Annotated in this window: 23 protein-coding genes; 15 read left to right on the plus strand and 8 right to left on the minus strand. The window is 67.8% G+C overall.

Going from position 1 to position 17,139, the window contains the following annotated elements:
• From BLU09_RS38840 to BLU09_RS22345, 3 genes are all read right to left on the minus strand, one after another.
• A partial coding sequence (locus BLU09_RS38840; protein ID WP_244171947.1) for a transposase occupies positions 1–241 on the minus strand: 241 nt, incomplete at its 3' end.
• The gene (locus BLU09_RS22340; protein WP_244171987.1) at positions 141–1,205 is read right to left on the minus strand and encodes a TIGR02270 family protein; all 1,065 of its coding nucleotides are present in this window, start codon (positions 1,203–1,205) and stop codon (positions 141–143) included. The genes BLU09_RS38840 and BLU09_RS22340, both read right to left, overlap by 101 nt.
• Positions 1,206–1,788: 583 nt before the next feature.
• Positions 1,789–1,968 (minus strand): hypothetical protein, encoded by a 180-nt coding sequence (locus tag BLU09_RS22345; protein ID WP_090491543.1) that lies wholly within the window; start codon positions 1,966–1,968, stop codon positions 1,789–1,791.
• A 112-nt stretch (positions 1,969–2,080) separates the two neighbouring features.
• On the opposite strand from BLU09_RS22345, the gene BLU09_RS22350 reads away from it, so the two are divergent.
• Positions 2,081–2,728: a hypothetical protein gene (locus tag BLU09_RS22350; RefSeq protein ID WP_090491544.1), complete on the plus strand. Its 648-nt coding sequence runs from the start codon at positions 2,081–2,083 to the stop codon at positions 2,726–2,728.
• A 3-nt stretch (positions 2,729–2,731) separates the two neighbouring features.
• Here BLU09_RS22350 and BLU09_RS22355 read toward each other — a convergent pair whose 3' ends face one another.
• Positions 2,732–3,367 (minus strand): LysE family translocator, encoded by a 636-nt coding sequence (locus tag BLU09_RS22355; RefSeq protein WP_090491545.1) that lies wholly within the window; start codon positions 3,365–3,367, stop codon positions 2,732–2,734.
• 83 nt (positions 3,368–3,450) lie between these two features.
• Complete coding sequence (gene aqpZ, locus BLU09_RS22360) at positions 3,451–4,287, minus strand: aquaporin Z (protein WP_090491546.1); 837 nt, start codon at positions 4,285–4,287, stop codon at positions 3,451–3,453.
• Positions 4,288–4,518: 231 nt separating this feature from the next.
• On the opposite strand from aqpZ, the gene BLU09_RS22365 reads away from it, so the two are divergent.
• Both BLU09_RS22365 and BLU09_RS22370 read left to right on the plus strand, forming a co-directional pair.
• On the plus strand, positions 4,519–4,788 hold the full coding sequence (locus BLU09_RS22365) for a hypothetical protein (protein ID WP_090491547.1): 270 nt from the start codon (positions 4,519–4,521) through the stop codon (positions 4,786–4,788).
• Between the two features lie 44 nt (positions 4,789–4,832).
• Positions 4,833–5,249, plus strand: coding sequence for a hypothetical protein (locus tag BLU09_RS22370; RefSeq protein ID WP_143043168.1), 417 nt, complete (start codon positions 4,833–4,835; stop codon positions 5,247–5,249).
• 62 nt (positions 5,250–5,311) lie between these two features.
• On the opposite strand, the gene hpt is transcribed toward BLU09_RS22370, so the two are convergent.
• Genes hpt through BLU09_RS22385 form a run of 3 tightly spaced genes read right to left on the minus strand, consistent with a single transcriptional unit; the run spans position 5,312 to position 7,287 of the window.
• The gene (gene hpt, locus BLU09_RS22375) at positions 5,312–5,845 is read right to left on the minus strand and encodes a hypoxanthine phosphoribosyltransferase (protein WP_011555045.1); all 534 of its coding nucleotides are present in this window, start codon (positions 5,843–5,845) and stop codon (positions 5,312–5,314) included.
• Positions 5,846–5,856: 11 nt separating this feature from the next.
• Positions 5,857–6,672 carry a uracil phosphoribosyltransferase gene (locus tag BLU09_RS22380; RefSeq protein WP_011555046.1) on the minus strand — a complete coding sequence of 272 codons (816 nt, stop codon included), beginning with the start codon at positions 6,670–6,672 and terminating at the stop codon, positions 5,857–5,859.
• A gap of 15 nt (positions 6,673–6,687) precedes the next feature.
• Positions 6,688–7,287, minus strand: a complete 600-nt coding sequence (locus tag BLU09_RS22385; RefSeq protein ID WP_011555047.1) for a thymidine kinase — start codon at positions 7,285–7,287, stop codon at positions 6,688–6,690.
• 194 nt (positions 7,288–7,481) lie between these two features.
• Here BLU09_RS22385 and BLU09_RS22390 point away from each other — a divergent pair, with 194 nt between their 5' ends.
• The 12 genes from BLU09_RS22390 to dnaB all read left to right on the plus strand — a co-directional run bounded on the left by BLU09_RS22390 (position 7,482) and on the right by dnaB (position 17,126).
• Positions 7,482–7,862, plus strand: coding sequence for a DUF5658 family protein (locus tag BLU09_RS22390; RefSeq protein ID WP_171452260.1), 381 nt, complete (start codon positions 7,482–7,484; stop codon positions 7,860–7,862).
• Between the two features lie 134 nt (positions 7,863–7,996).
• Complete coding sequence (gene spoVG, locus BLU09_RS22395; protein ID WP_002634160.1) at positions 7,997–8,296, plus strand: septation regulator SpoVG; 300 nt, start codon at positions 7,997–7,999, stop codon at positions 8,294–8,296.
• A 47-nt stretch (positions 8,297–8,343) separates the two neighbouring features.
• A complete protein-coding gene (locus BLU09_RS22400; RefSeq protein WP_011555049.1) occupies positions 8,344–9,294 on the plus strand; it encodes a ribose-phosphate pyrophosphokinase in 951 nt (316 codons plus the stop codon).
• 173 nt (positions 9,295–9,467) lie between these two features.
• The gene (locus BLU09_RS22405; protein ID WP_090491549.1) at positions 9,468–10,133 is read left to right on the plus strand and encodes a 50S ribosomal protein L25/general stress protein Ctc; all 666 of its coding nucleotides are present in this window, start codon (positions 9,468–9,470) and stop codon (positions 10,131–10,133) included.
• Between the two features lie 81 nt (positions 10,134–10,214).
• A complete protein-coding gene (pth, locus tag BLU09_RS22410) occupies positions 10,215–10,790 on the plus strand; it encodes an aminoacyl-tRNA hydrolase (RefSeq protein WP_090491550.1) in 576 nt (191 codons plus the stop codon).
• A gap of 271 nt (positions 10,791–11,061) precedes the next feature.
• The gene (rpsF, locus tag BLU09_RS22415) at positions 11,062–11,538 is read left to right on the plus strand and encodes a 30S ribosomal protein S6 (protein WP_090491551.1); all 477 of its coding nucleotides are present in this window, start codon (positions 11,062–11,064) and stop codon (positions 11,536–11,538) included.
• Positions 11,539–11,589: 51 nt separating this feature from the next.
• Positions 11,590–11,985: a 30S ribosomal protein S18 gene (rpsR, locus tag BLU09_RS22420; protein WP_090491552.1), complete on the plus strand. Its 396-nt coding sequence runs from the start codon at positions 11,590–11,592 to the stop codon at positions 11,983–11,985.
• Positions 11,986–12,012: 27 nt separating this feature from the next.
• Complete coding sequence (gene rplI, locus BLU09_RS22425; RefSeq protein ID WP_011555054.1) at positions 12,013–12,456, plus strand: 50S ribosomal protein L9; 444 nt, start codon at positions 12,013–12,015, stop codon at positions 12,454–12,456.
• 173 nt (positions 12,457–12,629) lie between these two features.
• Positions 12,630–13,796, plus strand: coding sequence for an acyltransferase family protein (locus tag BLU09_RS22430; protein ID WP_090491553.1), 1,167 nt, complete (start codon positions 12,630–12,632; stop codon positions 13,794–13,796).
• An 8-nt stretch (positions 13,797–13,804) separates the two neighbouring features.
• Positions 13,805–14,920 carry a sensor histidine kinase gene (locus BLU09_RS22435; RefSeq protein ID WP_090491554.1) on the plus strand — a complete coding sequence of 372 codons (1,116 nt, stop codon included), beginning with the start codon at positions 13,805–13,807 and terminating at the stop codon, positions 14,918–14,920.
• The gene (locus BLU09_RS22440; protein ID WP_090491555.1) at positions 14,917–15,687 is read left to right on the plus strand and encodes a LytR/AlgR family response regulator transcription factor; all 771 of its coding nucleotides are present in this window, start codon (positions 14,917–14,919) and stop codon (positions 15,685–15,687) included. The genes BLU09_RS22435 and BLU09_RS22440 overlap by 4 nt, the downstream gene beginning before the upstream one ends.
• A 71-nt stretch (positions 15,688–15,758) precedes the next feature.
• A complete protein-coding gene (dnaB, locus tag BLU09_RS22445; RefSeq protein ID WP_090491556.1) occupies positions 15,759–17,126 on the plus strand; it encodes a replicative DNA helicase in 1,368 nt (455 codons plus the stop codon).
• The last annotated feature ends 13 nt before the right edge of the window (positions 17,127–17,139 follow it).

Below are 17,139 nucleotides of genomic sequence, written 5' to 3' on the forward strand. Positions count from 1 at the left end.
CCTCCCACACGCCCGCTCGCGTCCACTCCTCCAGCCGGCGCCAGGCAGTCATCCCGGAGAGGCCGAATTGCTTGCGAGGCAGCATCTCCCAAGGGATTCCGCTGCGAAGCACGAAGACGATGGCCTCCAGGGCCGCGCGGTCATCTGCACGAGGACGTCCGGACTTCTTCTTTGGCTTCGGTGCTGGCAGCAGCGGGGCCACACGCTGCCAAAATGCGTCGGGGACGAGCTCTCGGACCATTTCCGAAAGGTGGGCATGCGCAGGACAGGCGACCACTCCAGGGCAAGCGACTACTCCAGCCCTTACTTTCGTTAGGTGCTCTAAAGGCCTCGCCAGCCAGTCGTGCCACCGATGGCACATGCCCCATCAACTCCAGACAAGCCTCCACGGCGGCAACCCGCCCTGTGAAGCCCAGTGCCCACACGATGTCCGCGCGGACGACGTCATTAACCATGAGCGCCACCAGGCGCTCGACGTCCTCGTCATCCCCGCATATCGCCTGGAGCACTCGGGCCGGAGATGCGCCTTCGCCGCAGCCTTGCGCCTCCTGCCGGCATGCGTCCCATGCCGCGCGTATTCCAGACAGCAGGCCTGTCTCGATGGCCGCCAGTCGCACCTGCGGTCGATTGTCGTCCAACAATCGCCGCAACTCCCGGTGCCCGATATCTCTTTCCAGCGTGCCAAGGCCTCGCATTGCCGCCGCCACCACCCGGCCATCCGCCTGGTCGAGCAGTTCCAGAGCAACTCCGCGTGGTACGGCTCCGCGGAACGAAAGCACCTCCAATGCCAGTGCCTGGACGGATGCCTCGGGTGCCTTCAGCAACGGAACCAGCGACGCATCCAACCCGGTGCGCCCGCTGAGTTCCAGCGCGCGCCGCAGCGAAGCCAGTACCTCTGGAGGCGCGACCGGCGCCAGCGCGAGTGCCACTTCCAGCGCAGCTGGTGGGGATTCGGCGATGGAGGCGAACACTGAGCAAAACACCTCCCCAGGTTCCCCACCGTCCAGGGCAGGACTGAGCAGAGCCTCGGCTACGGGCTCCCCCCCGAGCACCAGTCCGTCCAGATGTGCAAGCAGCCGCTCCTCCAACTGCGCTGTCTCTTCCAGATTGTAGTTCGTTCCCCGCAGTGCTCGCTCCCATTGCGAGTACAGGAAAGCCGCCTCGGAAAAGTGCTCCTCGATGACGTCTATCCTCAGCGTGGGCATCACGTCAGTTGACCTGCCCCGAACTGTCCTTGCACCGGGTGGCGAATGAGGAGAGGACCTTCACATCGATACCGCTCAGCACCGTCCGCCCGCTGCGCTACAGGCTGCTGAGGGCCATCCGCCTGGAACTCCACGGGTCCGACAGGCGAATCAGCCGCAGTCGCATCCAACAATGCATCACGCATGGACGTGGGACCACGTGCGTGCTTCAGATTGAGCAGGACAGGCAGCCGCAGGCCGCCCTTGTCGATAAGCACATCTACCCCAAAGTGCCTTCCCGCCTCCGTGTCGAGAAGCCAACCCAAGTCCGTTCGCCCAATGGGCCTGAGCAATGTCTGCCCCACCGGCTGCCCATCCGCTTTGGTTGCCGAAACGTCCATGATTCCCCCCAGCTGGCTACGATGATGCCGCAAGTACACCTGCGGCACACAACGGCGGCCTACTGTTGCAGCCCAGCAGTTCCCTCAACAGCAATCAAGTACCTCCGGCGTTGGAGGCATCGCTTCAAGGCATGGAGCGAGTATGTGCAATCAATGCATCCCTTCACCTGGATGCAGAGTCCGACAGCTGTACCTTGCCACCATCACCCGCTGGTGTTGATGAGCGTCAGCGACGGCCCGAACTGGAAGACGTCCGCGACGACGATGTCGCTCTGGGGCTGCTCCCCGAACGACGTCCCCAGTGCGGCGTCCATCCACTGACGGACCCTGGACCGGTCCGGGCTCCCATGAATCCAGAGGTGATTCGCGATGCCGTAAGCCATGAGCTCCTCAACCCGGATGCCTACCAGAGACGCGGCGCCACGCTCCAGGATGATTGGCGCCCCGCCCCTTCACGGATACCACCCCGGGTCATGGTAGACAGGGACGCACCGCATGGACCGCCTGTCCCAACTCCTCTGGCTCTGGATGCTCTTCTTCGCCGTCAACGCCCTCTGGGCGCTGGCGCAGACCGCCGTGGCCAGCACCCTGGGGGCACGGCCCGTGTCCGTCGTCCTCGGCTACGGCCCCACCCTGCTCTCCGCCCGCCTGGGGAGCATCCTGTGGGCCTTCCGCCCCCTGGCGCTCGGCAGCGCGGTGAGCTTCGACGAGCCCGTCGAGGGCGCCCCCGCCAAGAGCCGCCTCCTCCAGCTCTCCCCGCCCCTCCACGCCGCCGTCATCCTCCTGCCCTGGGCCGTGCAGGTCGCCATCGCCATGGCCTGCCTGGGGCCCACGGAGGCCCTGCGCCAGTTCGCGAGCGGCTTCGCCGTTCCATTCGAGCCCTCCCTGCTCCCCGGCCGCGTGGAGCGCTTCCTCGCGCTCCTCCGGGACGGCGACCTGCTGCGCGCCTGGGGCCTGATGAGCGCGAAGCTGGCCGCCCTCAACCTGCTGCCCCTGCCCGCGCTCGCCGGAGGCACCTTCCTGCTCCTGCCGTGGCGAAAGGGCTACCCCGTCTGGGCCGGCCTGCTCGGAATCCTCGGACTCCTGGCCGCCGTGCCGTGGGTCCTCTACGTGCTCTACGTGGTCATCAAGGCGCTCGTCTGAGGCCTACTCCTGGCGCTGCAACGCCAGCCGGGCGCCCAGTGCGACGAACACGCCACCGGTGACGCGCTTCTGCCACGCGGCCACGCGCGGATTGCGCCGCATCCAGCCCCCAAAGGCACCCGCGAACGCAGCCAGCAGCACCAGCCACGACGTGCCCGTGACGGAGAACATCAACCCGAGCCCCAGGAACTGGAGCCCCGTCGAGCCCGCGGACGCGTCCACGAACTGCGGCAGGAAGGCCAGGAAGAACACGGCCACCTTCGGGTTCAGCACGTTGGTGACGACGCCGTCGCGGAAGATGCGCCACAGGCCAGCGGGTGGCAGCGCCTGAACCGCCTCGGCCGCGGTGTCCTTGCTGCGCAGCATCTGCACGCCCATCCACACGAGGTAGGCCGCCCCACCCCACTTCACCACGGAGAAGGCCAGCGCCGACGTCGCCAGCAACGTCGACAGCCCGAACGCCGCCGCGGCGATGTGGAACAGGCACCCAACGAAGATGCCCAGCGCGGAGACGATGCCCGCCTTGCGCCCCTGCCCCATGCTCCGGGCCAGCACGAACATCGTGTCCGGCCCGGGCGTCAGGATGAGCGCGAGCACCGCCAGGAAGTAGGCCGTGAGGCGCGTCGGGTCGAAGAACATGGCGGCTCCAGTGGGGGCACGACTGGCCCCAATTGCCAGTCACCGTACCCGCCGGAGCCCGCCGAGCAAAGCGACCCGCAGCATCAGACAGGCGCGCGCGTGCCGGCCCGCTCGTCCGCGATTCGCGCCTCACGCTCGCGCCGCAGGGCCCGCTCGGCCTCCTCCGCGCTGATGGGCACGGCAGGACGGAACACCGTGCGATACACCGCCGCCGCGGTGGCGCCTCCCAGGAGCGGCGCCACGATGAACAGCCACAGTTGCCCCATGGGCACGCTCCCCGCGAACACCGCCGGCCCCAGGCTGCGCGCCGGATTCACCGACGTGTTCGTCACCGGAATCCCCACCAGGTGGATGAGCGCCAGCACCAGGCCAATGGCCAGCCCCGCGAAGCCCACCGGGGCGCGCGCATCCGTCGCGCCCAGCACCGTGAGCACGAGCAGGAAGGTGAGCGCCACCTCCGTGAGGAAGGCCGCTCCCATGTTGAAGCCGTCAGGTGAAGCGGCGCCGTACCCATTGGTCGCGAGTCCCTCGGTCACCGCCGAGTACCCTCCGGGCATGCCCTTGGCAATCAGCAGCACCACGCCCGCGCCGAGGATGGCCCCCACGCACTGCGCCACCACGTAGCCGACCGCGTCCTTGCCCTCCATCTTCCCCGTCAGCAGGAGGCCCAGCGTCACCGCTGGATTCACATGGCAGCCGGAGATGGGGCCAATCACGTACACCATGGCCAGCAACGACAGGCCAAAGGCGAGCGCGACACCTTGGAAGCCGATGTGGTCGCCCGCCAGCACGGCCGCCCCGACGCCTCCCAACACCAGGACGAACGTCCCGATGAACTCCGCAACGTACTTCCGGACGGCGTCGTTGTTGCGGGGGTTGCCCGCCCGAGCCAGCGCGGCCCTGTCCCTGGATGCATCCATGGTCAGCCTCGATTCGCGCGGCCAGACGCCGCGCTTCAGCGAATTCTTCCAGGCACGCTGTGCATGGACCGGGAGACGACAACGCGAAGCACCGCGTCATGCCCGCTGAGCGGCCCCTGTGCGCGGCCCAAGGCCCTCCGCCTCCCTTGATGCGCAAAGCCAGACCCTCTTTGACTTTCAGGTTTAGGGCAGACAGCCTGGATAGGCCGTCCCCACCTGAAAGGACTTGTCATGAAGGCTGCAACGCTGCTGTTCGCGGTGTCGACGCTGCTGTCCGCGGTTGGCTGTGGACCGGTAGATGCGCCGGAAACCGAAGTGGACCTGGGCCAGGACGAGGCCGCGCTGAACAACTGCGGCACGCTCAAGTACATGTGCCCCAACGGAACCTTCATCCGGTGCCCCTCGGGCACGCAGACGTGCGGGATGTACACGACGTGCTCGCTCGAATGTGACGGCCTCGAGGTGCGCTGCGACTTCGCCGACCTCTGCCCGCTCATGTGACGTCGCTGTCCCCCCGCAATCGACACCACGAAGAGGACCCCACCATGAAGACTGGAAGCCTGCTGCTCGCCGTGACGACGATGCTGCTGATGGCCGCATGCGGCCCCGTGGACGCGCCGGCGCCCGGCGTGGCCGCCGAGGAGCTGGGCCAGAGCACCGCGGAGCTCCACACCTGCACCAACAGCTGTTCAGCCACGGGAGGCCCGTCCATCAGCTGTACGGGCAACTCCTGCTCGTCCGCGAGCAACTACGTCGTCTGTGATGGCCAGTACACCTACTGCCAGCAGCCTCCGCCGCCCGGTCCGTGCGCCGACTTCACGCTCCACTGCCCGGGAAGCAGCACCATCCTCCGGTGCCCGACGCAGACGCAGGTCTGCATGGAGTGGACGAGCTGCTCCATCCAGTGCGACGGCGTGGAGCGCCGCTGCCCGACGCCCAGCGGAACGGTCTGCCCGCTCTAGCCAGACGTCGTGACCTGGGTGCGGCGCCGCGCGCAGTGGGCGGCGCCCGCACCAGCAAGGCACTACTTGTTCTTCATCACCCCGATGAAGGGGATGTTCCGGTACACCTCGCCGAAGTCGAGCCCGTAGCCCACGACGAAGAGGTCATCGATGACGAAGCCCTTGTAGTCGATGTCCACCTTCGTCCGGGCGCGCGAGGGCTTCTCCAGCAGCGTGCACACCTTCAGCGACGCGGGGTGCCGAGCGCGCAGGTTCTCCAGCAGGAACTGCATGGTGAGCCCGGTGTCGATGATGTCCTCGATGATGAGCAGGTGCTTGCCAGCCATCGGCTTGCTGACGTCGGTGGTGATGCGCACCTCGCCCGTGGACTCCGTGCCGCCCTGGTAGCTGGAGACGCCCAGGAACTCCAACTTCACCGGCAGGTCGATGTACTTCGCCAGGTCGATGGCGAAGAACGCCGAGCCCTTCAACACGCAGATGAGCGTCAGGTCCTTGCCCGCGTAGTCGCGCGTAATCTCCGCCGCGAGCTCGCGCACGCGCGCCTGCAACTTGTCCTCGGAAATCAGGACACCGACTTCCTGCTCGTAGAACGCCAAGGATTCCTCCGCTACACGTACGCGTTGTTCATGATCTCCCCGAAGCCGCCGCCTCCGGGGACGATGTACTGCCGGTCATCCAGGCCCCGCTCCTTCTCCCAGAGCGCGCCCGGCTCGGTGCCGAACACCTCCGGCGGGGACAGGCCCCGGTCCAACCGGAGCGCGTAGATGATGACGTCCGGATGGTCCGTGGTCATCTTCCGCAGGTACTCCGGCGTGACGATGAGGTTCAGGGTGATGATGCGCCGGGGCGTCCCGGGCACCTTGTTTTTGTAGAGCGAAATCGCCGTGGACAGGCTGCCGCCCGTGGCCCCCATGGGGTCTGGGAAGAGGACGAAGGCGTCGTCCACGTCGCCGCCAATCTTCGCGCCGCCAATCTCCGAGCCCACCACCGCCTCCGCGGCGTCAATCATGCGGCTCATGATGATGTGGTCCTGGCGCACCACCGTCGGGTCCAGCGTGGCGTTCATCAGGTCGTACGTCACCTGCGACGGCAGCGTGCCCGCCCGGGCGATGTTCACCGTCACCACCCGCACCTGCGGATCGATGACCTCGCCCTGGTAGAGGCCCTGCGGGGTGGAGTCGATCATCCGCGTGGGCAGGCTGACGTTCTTCCGCGGGAACTCCGCGTTGAGCACCGTCTTCACCAGGTCGACGTACAGCGTCTCCACCAGGCGGTTGATCTGCGGCTGGATGACGCCCTTCGAACACAGCGTGGCCAGCTGGGTCAGGAGAAAGGGATTTCCCACCAGGTGGACGTGAGGCCCATAGTGGTGGGGCATCTCGTTCAGCTTGAAGGGAACGTTGGAGTACAGGGTGTCGCGCATCCGTTCAGCTCCCGCTCAGTCGAACAGTTCCAACGTCTGCGGCGGCGTGCCCTCCGCCGGTTCCGCCACGTGACACTTGCGGCAGCGCGGCTCGTACGCGCCCGCCGCGCCCACCACCACCCGCTCACCACTGGACACGATGCGCTGGGAGCGGTTGGCCGGATTCCCACACACCACGCAGATGGCCAGCTCCTTCGTCACGTACTCCGACACCGCCATCAACTGGGGCATCGGTTCGAAGGGGCGCCCCTGGTAGTCCTGGTCCAGGCCCGCGCAGATGACGCGCAGGCCCTTGTTGGCCAGCGCCTCCACCACGGCGACCACTTCTGAACCGAAGAACTGCACCTCGTCGATGCCCACCACCTGGGTGTCGGGCGCGAGCCTGTAAAAAATCTCTTCAGCCCGCTCGATGGCGGTGGACAGCACCTTGTGCTGCGAGTGGCTCACCACCGCGGATTCGTCGTAGCGGTTGTCGATGCGCGGCTTGAAGACCTGCACCTTCTGCTTGCCGTAGACGGCGCGTTGGACGCGGCGGATCAGCTCCTCCGTCTTGCCGGAGAACATCGAACCGCAGATGACCTCTATCCACCCGATATCTTTGGGGAATTGGTGCAAGGAACGCTCACGGGCCGGGGGCGGAAAGGGCGCGGATAGTCTGCCACGACCCCAGGGGAGTCAACTTCCCGCCACGCCCGTCCCATAGCCGAATCGTCCCCGGATGTCGCCCGCTTCCTCGCCTGCCCGTCACCGGGCCCCGTGGGCGTTGGCAAGGCTCTTGAAGAGCATTGGCTACGGACTGGCGAAGGGGGATGGGCGTGGCGGCGACGATCGGACAGATGCGGGGTGGGGCGTGGGGCAACAGGGCTTCTTTCTACCTGTCACCGGCGTCCGTGGCCTTGTTGATGCTGAACCTGCTGGACGGGCTGTTCACCCTCTTCTTCCTCCAGTTGGGCGTGGCCGAGGAGCTCAACCCCATCATGCGGGAGGCCTATGAGCAGTCCCCCCTCTTCTTCATGTTCTCCAAGCTGGTCATCGTGAACGCGGGACTGTGGCTGCTGTGCATCCACCGGCACCTCAAGGCCAGCCGCATCGCCATCCGGCTGGGCGCCGCCGTGTATGCCGTCATCGTGGTCTACCACCTCGCGTTCCTGACCCACCTGGTCATGCACTGGCCGCAAATGCTGACCTAGCCTCCACTCGCAACGGCCGACTGTGGGTGCATTGAACAGTGGCGCAAATCTCTCTCGCGCCCGCGCTTGCATTTGGCACCCGGTATGTCCCAGGCTTCCCTTCAGCTCCGACCTTTCGGGTTCGGGGGGGGACCATGAACATCACCGACGTCCGGGTGTTTCCGGTCGAAGAGGACAAGCTCAAGGCGTACGTCACCATCACCTTGGACCACTGCTTCGTCATTCGCGATTTGAAGGTCATTCACGGCTCGACCGGGCTCTTCATCGCGATGCCAGCCAAGAAGCGGAAGGATGGGACGTACAAGGACATTGCCCACCCGCTCAACGCGGATACGCGGAGTCAAATGGAACGCGTCATCCTGATGGAGTACGAGCGACACCTCCATCAGGCGCAAGCCGGGATGCTCGTCGCAGCGCCAGCGGACCTCGACTAACGACTTCTTTCCTTCCGTCCGCGTCCAGGTTAGTCAGCGGCCCCACCATGCAGCCGCGTGACTTCAAGGTGTTCGCCGGGAACTCGAATCCCGGCCTGGCGCATCGCATCTGCGAGTACCTCAAGCGCCCTCTGGGCAAGGCGGAGGTCGGTCGCTTCTCTGACGGGGAGATTCACGTCGAGATCGGCGAGAACGTCCGCGGCCACGATGTCTTCATCCTCCAGTCGACCTGCCCGCCCGCGAACGACCACCTGATGGAGTTGCTCATCATGTGTGACGCGCTCAAGCGGGCGAGCGCTGGCTCCATCACCGCCGTCATTCCGTACTACGGGTACGCCCGTCAGGACCGGAAGGTGGCGCCGCGTACGCCCATCACCGCGAAGCTCATCGCGGACCTGCTGGAGTCGGCGGGCGCCGGGCGCGTGGTGTCCATGGACATGCACGCGGGGCAGATCCAGGGCTTCTTCAACATCCCCTCGGACCACCTCTACGGCTCGCCGGTGTTCCTGGAGGACCTGCGCAAGCGCTTCCCGGAGTCGCAGGAGCTGGTCATCGTCTCGCCGGACGCCGGCGGCGTGGAGCGCGCCCGCGCGTACTCCAAGCGGCTGAACACGGGCCTGGCCATCATCGACAAGCGCCGTCCCCGCCCCAACGCGTCGGAGGTGATGAACCTCATCGGCGACGTGAGCGGCAAGGACGCGGTGCTGGTGGACGACATGGTGGACACCGCCGGCACGCTCGCCCAGGCGGCCGCGGCGCTGAAGGCCAAGGGCGCACGGCGCGTGGTGGCGTACGCGGTCCACCCCATCCTCTCCGGTCCGGCCATCCAGCGCATCCAGGACTCGGTGCTGGAAGAGGTCGTCTTCACGGACACCGTGCCGCTGTCTCCGGCGGCGCAGGCCTGCTCGAAGATCCGCCTGCTCACCACCGAGCGCCTCTTCGGCGAGGCCATTGCCCGCATCCACCGCGCCGACTCGCTCAGCTCGCTGTTCGTCTGAGCCGGCGCGCGCTTGCCTGCCGGGCGGCTTGACTCCAGGCCCTCCGGCTGGCATGTGCACGACCCTCCATCGGAGGCCTTCACAGGCGCCGTCTTCGGGGCCCGCCACTGGGGCGGGATGCCGAGGGCGCCAGGGCCGCCGGTGGCACCCGCAGTCCCATCCGTGAGGATTCCATGTCCGTCAATACGAGCACCCTCGAGGCCAAGCCGCGTGAGGGTTCCGGCAAGGGCGTTGCCCGCCGCCTGCGCGCCGAGGGTCTGATTCCCGCCGTCGTCTACGGAAAGCACCTGGAGAAGCCGGTGCACATCTCCGTGAACCCCAAGGCGGTCCGCCAGGCCATCAACACCCCGCACAAGTTCAACACCCTGATCCAGATCAAGGTGGAGGGCGGTGACCGCCAGGTGCTCCTGAAGGACTACCAGATGGATCCCGTCACCCGCGCCATCCTGCACGCCGACTTCCTGGATGTGCGCCCCACCGACAAGGTGAAGGTCAACGTGCCGCTGGTGCTCTCCGGCCGCGCGCAGGGTGTGGCGGACGGCGGTCTGCTGACCCAGGCCCGCCGTGAGATCGAGGTCTGGTCGCTTCCGGGCGCCATCCCCGAGAAGCTCGAAGTGGACGTGACGCCGATGAAGATCGCCGAGGTGCTCCACATCAACGATCTGAAGCTGCCCGAGGGCGTGTCGGTGAAGACGAACGTCAACTACACCCTGGCCGTCATCAGCGCGCCGGAGGCCGTGGAGGCGGGTCCGGGCGCGGCGGCTGCCGCGGCGGCGGCTCCGGCCAAGGACGCGAAGGCGGCTCCGGCCAAGGACGCGAAGGCCCCGGCGAAGAAGTAGTCTGTCGCCTTCAGCGGTCCTTCAGGAGCGGGGCCGGCCCGGTAAGGGGCTGGCCCCGTTTCTCGTTTCGGGAGCCACGTCATGAAGCTCATCGTCGGGCTGGGCAATCCGGGGCGCGAGTACGAGCGGCACCGGCACAACATCGGGTTCATGGTGGTGGAGGCGCTGCTGTCGCGGGCGCGCGCGGAGCTGAACCAGGAGAAGTTCGCGGCCAAGGTCGGCCAGGGCACCCTGGCGGGCGAGCGCGTCCTCTTCGTGGAGCCCCAGACGTTCATGAACCTGTCGGGCCGCTCCGTCGCGGAGGCGGCGCGCTTCTTCAAGGTCCCGATCGCGGACGTGCTCGTCATTCATGACGAGCTGGACCTGCCCCTGGGCCGCCTGCAGCTCAAGGCTGGCGGCGGCAGCGGCGGCCACAACGGCCTCAAGAGCATCGTCTCCAGCCTGGGCGACGAGGGCTTCATCCGCCTGCGCTTCGGCATCGGCAAGCCGGAGGGCCCCAACGCCCGCGAGCGCGTGTCCGGCTACGTCCTGTCCAACTTCGACGACGGCGAGCGCCGGGAGATGGATGCGCTCATCGACCGGGCCATGGACATGACGGAGCTGTGGATCCGCGAAGGGCTGTCAGTGGCCATGAACCGGTTCAACCGGAAGGCCTGAGGCGGGCCCCCAGGCCCCCCCACGGGCTGGCGGACGGGGCGCCCGGCCGCTTGACTTGGCGGGGGGCCCCCCATAGAAGGCCCCTTCCCTCATCGGGGATGACCCGGTGGGATGTTCTTTTCCAGCTTCCCGTGTTGGTACACGGGACGTAGCGCGAGGGTGACGGGCGCGCGGTTTCCCGTCCCCGGCGGTGGGCCTCTCAGGTCCGCTGGCCGTTTCCCCGCTCTCTGGATTCACCGGAGGGCACTCGACCCCAAGGGGAGAGAAAACAATGGCTGAGACGCAGGCCGCGACGCGGCTTCGTGAGTACGAGACCATCTTCCTGGTCAAGCCGGACCTGACGGACGACAACGTGGACAAGCTCAAGGAGCGCGTCCGCGGCATCGTTTCCCGCGAGGGTGGCAAGGTCATCCGCTTCACGGTGTGGGGCAAGAAGAAGACCCTGTTCCCCGTGGCGAAGCAGCCCCGCGCCATCTACGTGCACACCCACTTCCTGGGTGGCGCGAAGCTGGTGGCGGAAATCGAGCGCAACCTCCGCAACCTGGACGAGGTCACCCGCTACATCTCCGTGAAGATCGCGGACGAGGTGGACCCCGAGACGCGTCCGGTGCTCGAGGACGTGAAGCTGGCCGGCGACGTGGAGGAGACCCGTCCGGGCGCTCCCGCGGAGCGCGAGGGTGGCTTCCGCTCCGAGGGTTCCGAGGAGCAGGGCGGCGACTCCGAGGAGGAGTCGTCCGAGGAGGCCTGAGGGCCTTCTGGGTCAATTCGCTAGAGACCATTCCAGGATACGAGAACGCTCATGAGCAACGGAACGGATAGCAAGACGGCCTCTGCCCCCGCCGCCCGCAGCGGTGGTGGCTTCGGCGGTGGTGGTTCGCGCGGTGGAGACCGGGGTGACCGGGGTGACCGCGGTGGTGATCGCGGCGACCGCGGCGGCGGGCTGGGCGGCGACGACGACAAGCGCGGTGGTGGCCGCGGCTTCGGCCGCAAGAAGGTCTGCCGCTTCTGCGCGGAGAAGAACGCGTCGGTGGACTTCAAGGACCAGGCGACGCTGAAGTACTTCGTGACCGAGCGCGGCAAGATCATCCCCCGCCGCATCTCCGGTAACTGCGCCAAGCACCAGCGCGAGGTGGCGGTGGCCATCAAGCGCGCCCGTGGCATCGCGCTCCTCCCCTACAACGCGGTGGTCGGCTAGTCCGCCGGTCCGCACAGGAGACTGAACATGAAGGTCATTCTGCGTGAGGACATCGAGAACCTGGGCAAGTCCGGGGAACTCGTCACCGTGAAGGACGGCTTCGGCCGCAACTTCCTCCTGCCCCGCAAGAAGGCGGTTCTGGCCAGCGAGCAGAACCTCCGCCAGCTGGAGCACGAGAAGGCGGTCATCGCCGCTCGGAACGCCAAGCTGAAGGGCGCGGCCGAGGAGCAGGCGAAGAAGATTGGCGCCATCAAGGTCAGCATCAAGCGCCGCGTGGGCGATCAGGACAAGCTGTTCGGCTCCGTCACGGCGCTGGACATCGCGGAGGCGGTTGCCGCCGAGGGTCAGAGCATCGACCGCCGCCACATCCACCTGCCCGAGCCCATCAAGGCCCTGGGCAACTACGAGGTGGAGCTGCGCCTGCACCGCGACGTCATCGCGAAGATCAAGCTCGAGGTCCTGCCGGAGTAATCCTCCGCGGGCTTCACTGAAGTGAGAGAGGGCCGTCCGGGGCAACCCGGGCGGCCTTTTCCTTTGCGCCCCACCCTGCCCGTCCGGCTCACACCCTCGTGAAACCGGCTGGCGACAGATGCGTGGAGCGCTCGGGGCGCGGTGCGTATCCCGGAGCGGAAGGAGGCTCGCGCATGAGCACCACCGCCACCCCGCACCTCACCGATGAGCACCGCCCGGACCTGGACTGGCTCCGCGTGGTGGCCATCCTCCTGCTGCACCTGTTCCACACCGGGATGATGTTCAACACATGGGACTGGCACGTGAAGAGCGTCCAGGCCCTGCCGTGGCTGGAGCCCCCCATGGAGGTGCTGCATCACCTCCGCATGCCGCTGCTGATGTGCATCTCCGGCCTGGGCACGGCGGTCGCGCTGCGGCGGCGCTCGCTGGGCACCTTCGCCGGGGACCGCGCGAAGCGGCTCCTGGGCCCATTGGTCTTCGGGATGTTCGTCGTGGTGCCGCCGCAAATCTACCTGGAGCAGCTCCAACGAGGGACGTTCCAGGGCAGCTACGCGGACTTCTACCCATCCGTGTTCGGCTTCGAGCCCTACCCCGCCGGCAGCTTCAGCTGGCACCACCTGTGGTTCGTCGCCTACCTCTTCGTCTACTGCCTGCTCGCGCTGCCCCTCTTCGCGGCGCTGCGTACGGCGAGCGGCCAGGCCTGGCTCCAGCGCGCCGAGGCGTGGCTGAGCCGGGGCGGGAACGTGGCGTGGCTGTTCCTGCCACTCGCGCTCAACGAGGTGTTGCTGCGCCGCTTCCCCCAGACGCACGCGCTGCTCGACGACCCGCGAGCCTTCATCCACTTCGGCCTCTTCTTCCTCGGCGGGCACCTGCTGGGCCGGTGTCCTCGCGTCATCGAGCACCTGGTGGCCCGGCGCAAGGCGCTGCTGGGCGCCTGCGGCCTGCTCTTCGCCGTCATGGCGCCGCCGAACGAGTACGCCTTCCCACTGGAGACGCTGGGCCGCACGGCGCTGCAGTGGCTCTTCATCCTCTCGGCCCTGGCGTGGGCGCGGGCCTGCATCCACGTCCGTCGCCCCTGGCTCCGGTACGCGCGCGAGCGGGCCTACCCGTTCTACATCCTCCACCAGACGGTCATCGTCATCGTCGGCTTCGCGGTCGTGGACTGGCCCGTGGGCCCCTGGGGCCTCTTCCTGGCGGTGCTCACGCTGACGTTCAGTCTCACCTGGGGCCTGTGTGAAGGAGTGGCCCGGGTGCCCTGGCTGCGAGCGTGCTTCGGGATGCCGGCTCGCTCGAAACGGGCCGCGCCCATCCACGCCGCCGCCCCAGTGCATACTGCCTGACGACGCCCATGACGCCCTCTCCGCCCCAGGCCGGCCTCGACTGGAAGTGGCCCCGCATCCGCGCGAAGCCGGCGCTGGCGCTGTTGGGCTTCTGCCTGCTCATCGGCCTGTGGATGGGGCTCACGCTGTGGCTCACCATCCTCGGGGACGGCGGCACCCTCCCGGGCGCCCGTCCCTTCCTCTGGGAAATCACCGGGGCGCTCGGCATCTGGGCCGTCATGCCCATCCTCTACACGGCGGTGGTCAACGCACCGAGCCCTCGCATGGGATGGGGGCGCTTCCTGGGCATCCATGCCGTGGCCTTCGTGCTCTTCACCGGCCTGCACACCGCGCTGATGGTGGGGACGCGGCAGCTGCTGTACGCGCTGCTCGGCTGGGGCACCTACGACTATGGCGCGCTCGCCTTCCGCATCCCCATGGAGGCGCAGAAGGACCTCATCTCGTACACGGTCACCGCCACGCTCTGGAGCTTCCTCCAAACCTGGAAGGAGCGTCAGGCACGGGCGCTGCGGGAGGCCTCGCTGGAGGCCGAGTTACGAGCGGCCCAGCTCCAGTCCCTCACCGGGCAGCTCCATCCGCACTTCCTCTTCAACGCCCTGAACACCGTCAGCGCGGTGATGTACGAGGACCTCGCGCGCACGGACCGGCTGCTCAGCGACCTGGGCGGACTGCTGCGCGCCAGCCTGGAGCGGCGCGAGGCCACGTGGACGCTGGGCGAGGAGCGAACCCAGGCCGCGCGCTTCGTGGCCCTTCTAGCCGCGCGCTTCGGCGAGCGGGTGACGGTGCACTGGGACGTGGCCCCCGGCCTGGATGGCGCCCAGGTGCCCTGCTTCGCGCTGCAAGCGCTGGTGGAGAACGCGGTGAAGCACAACCAGGACCGGACAGAGGCGCTGGAGGTGCGCATCCGGGCCCGGGAGGACGGCGCCGGGTGGCGGCTGGAGGTCGAGGACACCGGGCGCGGCTTCCGCACGCCGTCCCCCGCATCCGGCCCCGGTGTGGGGTTGGCCCACCTCGAGCGCATCCTGACGCTGCTCCACGCGGGCCGAGCGCGGCTGGAGCGGAGCCACGGCCCCGAGGGCGGCGCGCGCGTGTCGCTCTGGCTGCCACGGGAGGCCGCGGCATGACGCGCTTCCAGGTGCTCGTGGCCGATGACGAAGCGCCCGCGCGGGCGAAGGTGAAGCGCCTGCTGGCGGAGGACGTGCGCTTCGCGCTGGCGGGCGAAGCGGCGGATGGGACACAGACGTTGAGTCAGGTGAGTGCCCTGCATCCGGACCTGCTGGTGCTCGACGTGCAGATGCCCGGTCTCACCGGCTTCGAGGTGCTTGAGGCCCTGGGCCCGGAGCACTGCCCCGCAGTCATCTTCTCCACCGCGTACGACGCCTTCGCGTTGGCGGCTTTCGAGGCGCAGGCGGTGGACTACCTCTTGAAGCCCTACGACGCGGAGCGCTTCGGCCGGGCGCTCGACAAGGCCCATGCGGTGCTCCGCAGCGGGCTGCCGGACACCGCGCGGCTCCAGTCCCTGCTAGCGGAGCTGGGGCGGGCACCCGCGGGCCGTCCGTTGGAGCGGCTGGTGGTGAAGGTAGGCGAGGCCTGGGTGCCCCTGCCGCTGGCGGACGTCTGGCGCCTGTCGGCCGAGGACAAGTACGTGCGGCTCTACACGGGCCAGGGCGAGCACCTGGTGCGACAGACGCTCCGCGCCCTGGAGGAGCGGCTGGACCCCTCACGCTTCGTCCGGGTGCACCGGGGCGACATCGTCAATCTGGACGCGGTGGCCCGCCTGGAGCCGTGGAGCCACGGGGATGGAATCCTCGTCCTCAAGGACGGGAGCTCCGTCGTGCTCAGCCGCACCTGGCGTGAAGCGTTCCTCCGGGCGTGGGGACTGGAGGGGTAGGCGTCGCTGCTACAGGGCTGTGGCAGCAAATTTGGTTGTGTCAGCCCTGCCTGTAGAGTGGGCGGGCTGCCATGGAGAACGTCCACGAGTTCAGAGAGGGTCGGAAGGTCCACGAGGACCTCGCCGCGGAGCGCGCCGTACTGGGCGCCGTGCTGGCGGACAACACGCTCATCGCCGCGGTAGGCGAGGTCGTCCACCCAGAGGATTTCTCCAGCCCCGCACACGCCCAGATTTTCGAGGCGATGCTGAAGCTCGACGGCCAGTCGAGACAGGTGGACCACCTGACGCTGGCCGAGGAGCTGAAGGTGTTGGGCCACCTGGTGTCGGTGGGCGGCCCGGCCTACCTGATGCGTCTGGACCAGGTGGTGCCCATCGCGTCCAACGCGGTCCAGTACGCGCAGATCGTCAAGGACCAGGCCATCCGCCGCCGCCTGGCCCAGGCGGGCAGGGAGATCCAGGACCTCGCCAGCCAGGAGACGGGCGAGCTGGAGGTGCTGCTCGACGAGGCCGAGCGCAAGGTGTTCCTCCTCGCGGAGAAGAAGCGCGAGGGCGACCTGCGCCCGGTCAGCGAGCTGATGGAGCATACGCTCGACCTGCTCGACAAGATGAAGGCGGCGGCCACGGGCATCACGGGCCTGTCCACCGGCTACATCGACCTGGACAACCAGCTCACCGGCCTGCACGCCGGCGAGCTCATCATCCTCGCGGCGCGTCCCGGCATCGGCAAGACGTCCTTCGCGATGAACATCGCGGTGCACGCGGCGCTGAAGGAGAACAAGGCCGTCGGCATCTTCAGCCTCGAAATGCCCGCCGACCAGCTGCTGATGCGTCTGCTGGCCTCCACCGCGCGCGTGGACATGAAGAAGCTGCGTGGCGGCCGGCTGACGCCGCACGACGAGGAGAAGTTCCAGGAGATGGCGGGCGCGCTCTACAACGCGCCCATCTACATCGACGACTCAGGCGGCCTGTCCCCGTTCGACCTGCGCGCCAAGGCCCGCCGCGTGAAGCAGCGCGACCCGCGCCTGTCGCTCATCGTCATCGACTACCTCCAGCTCATGCATCAGAAGGGCAAGGTGGAGAGCCGCCAGCTCGAGGTCGCCGAAATCTCCCGCGCGTTGAAGCAGCTCGCCAAGGAGCTGGAGGTGCCCATCATCGCGCTCAGTCAGCTCAGCCGAAAGGTGGAGGACCGCAAGGACGGCAAGCCCCTGCTGTCAGACCTGCGTGAGTCCGGCTCCATCGAGCAGGACGCCGACGTGGTGATGTTCATCCACCGTGAGACGTCTGACGAGGGCCCCGACGGGCAGCCTGCGCAGCAGTCGAACACCGTCATCCCCGTGGAGCTCATCGTCGCCAAGCAGCGTAACGGCCCCATCGGCTCCATCGACCTGGTGTTCCTGGCCGAGTACACCCGCTTCGAGAGCCGGTCTCGAAGCGAGTAGCAACCCTCCGCGT

This window comes from Myxococcus virescens, assembly GCF_900101905.1.
GTDB classification, from domain to species: Bacteria; Myxococcota; Myxococcia; order Myxococcales; family Myxococcaceae; genus Myxococcus; species Myxococcus virescens.

What these genes read in the sequence shown, in the direction of transcription:
- BLU09_RS22340 (WP_244171987.1), bottom strand. Translation starts at nt 1,205, where the DNA reads ATGCCCACGCTGAGGATAGACGTCATCGAGGAGCACTTTTCCGAGGCG.
- BLU09_RS22345 (WP_090491543.1), bottom strand. Translation starts at nt 1,968, where the DNA reads ATGGCTTACGGCATCGCGAATCACCTCTGGATTCATGGGAGCCCGGAC.
- BLU09_RS22350 (WP_090491544.1), top strand. Translation starts at nt 2,081, where the DNA reads ATGGACCGCCTGTCCCAACTCCTCTGGCTCTGGATGCTCTTCTTCGCC.
- BLU09_RS22355 (WP_090491545.1), bottom strand. Translation starts at nt 3,367, where the DNA reads ATGTTCTTCGACCCGACGCGCCTCACGGCCTACTTCCTGGCGGTGCTC.
- aqpZ (WP_090491546.1), bottom strand. Translation starts at nt 4,287, where the DNA reads ATGGATGCATCCAGGGACAGGGCCGCGCTGGCTCGGGCGGGCAACCCC.
- BLU09_RS22365 (WP_090491547.1), top strand. Translation starts at nt 4,519, where the DNA reads ATGAAGGCTGCAACGCTGCTGTTCGCGGTGTCGACGCTGCTGTCCGCG.
- BLU09_RS22370 (WP_143043168.1), top strand. Translation starts at nt 4,833, where the DNA reads ATGAAGACTGGAAGCCTGCTGCTCGCCGTGACGACGATGCTGCTGATG.
- BLU09_RS22380 (WP_011555046.1), bottom strand. Translation starts at nt 6,672, where the DNA reads ATGCGCGACACCCTGTACTCCAACGTTCCCTTCAAGCTGAACGAGATG.
- BLU09_RS22390 (WP_171452260.1), top strand. Translation starts at nt 7,482, where the DNA reads ATGGGCGTGGCGGCGACGATCGGACAGATGCGGGGTGGGGCGTGGGGC.
- spoVG (WP_002634160.1), top strand. Translation starts at nt 7,997, where the DNA reads ATGAACATCACCGACGTCCGGGTGTTTCCGGTCGAAGAGGACAAGCTC.
- BLU09_RS22400 (WP_011555049.1), top strand. Translation starts at nt 8,344, where the DNA reads ATGCAGCCGCGTGACTTCAAGGTGTTCGCCGGGAACTCGAATCCCGGC.
- BLU09_RS22405 (WP_090491549.1), top strand. Translation starts at nt 9,468, where the DNA reads ATGTCCGTCAATACGAGCACCCTCGAGGCCAAGCCGCGTGAGGGTTCC.
- pth (WP_090491550.1), top strand. Translation starts at nt 10,215, where the DNA reads ATGAAGCTCATCGTCGGGCTGGGCAATCCGGGGCGCGAGTACGAGCGG.
- rpsF (WP_090491551.1), top strand. Translation starts at nt 11,062, where the DNA reads ATGGCTGAGACGCAGGCCGCGACGCGGCTTCGTGAGTACGAGACCATC.
- rpsR (WP_090491552.1), top strand. Translation starts at nt 11,590, where the DNA reads ATGAGCAACGGAACGGATAGCAAGACGGCCTCTGCCCCCGCCGCCCGC.
- rplI (WP_011555054.1), top strand. Translation starts at nt 12,013, where the DNA reads ATGAAGGTCATTCTGCGTGAGGACATCGAGAACCTGGGCAAGTCCGGG.
- BLU09_RS22430 (WP_090491553.1), top strand. Translation starts at nt 12,630, where the DNA reads ATGAGCACCACCGCCACCCCGCACCTCACCGATGAGCACCGCCCGGAC.
- BLU09_RS22435 (WP_090491554.1), top strand. Translation starts at nt 13,805, where the DNA reads ATGACGCCCTCTCCGCCCCAGGCCGGCCTCGACTGGAAGTGGCCCCGC.
- BLU09_RS22440 (WP_090491555.1), top strand. Translation starts at nt 14,917, where the DNA reads ATGACGCGCTTCCAGGTGCTCGTGGCCGATGACGAAGCGCCCGCGCGG.
- dnaB (WP_090491556.1), top strand. Translation starts at nt 15,759, where the DNA reads ATGGAGAACGTCCACGAGTTCAGAGAGGGTCGGAAGGTCCACGAGGAC.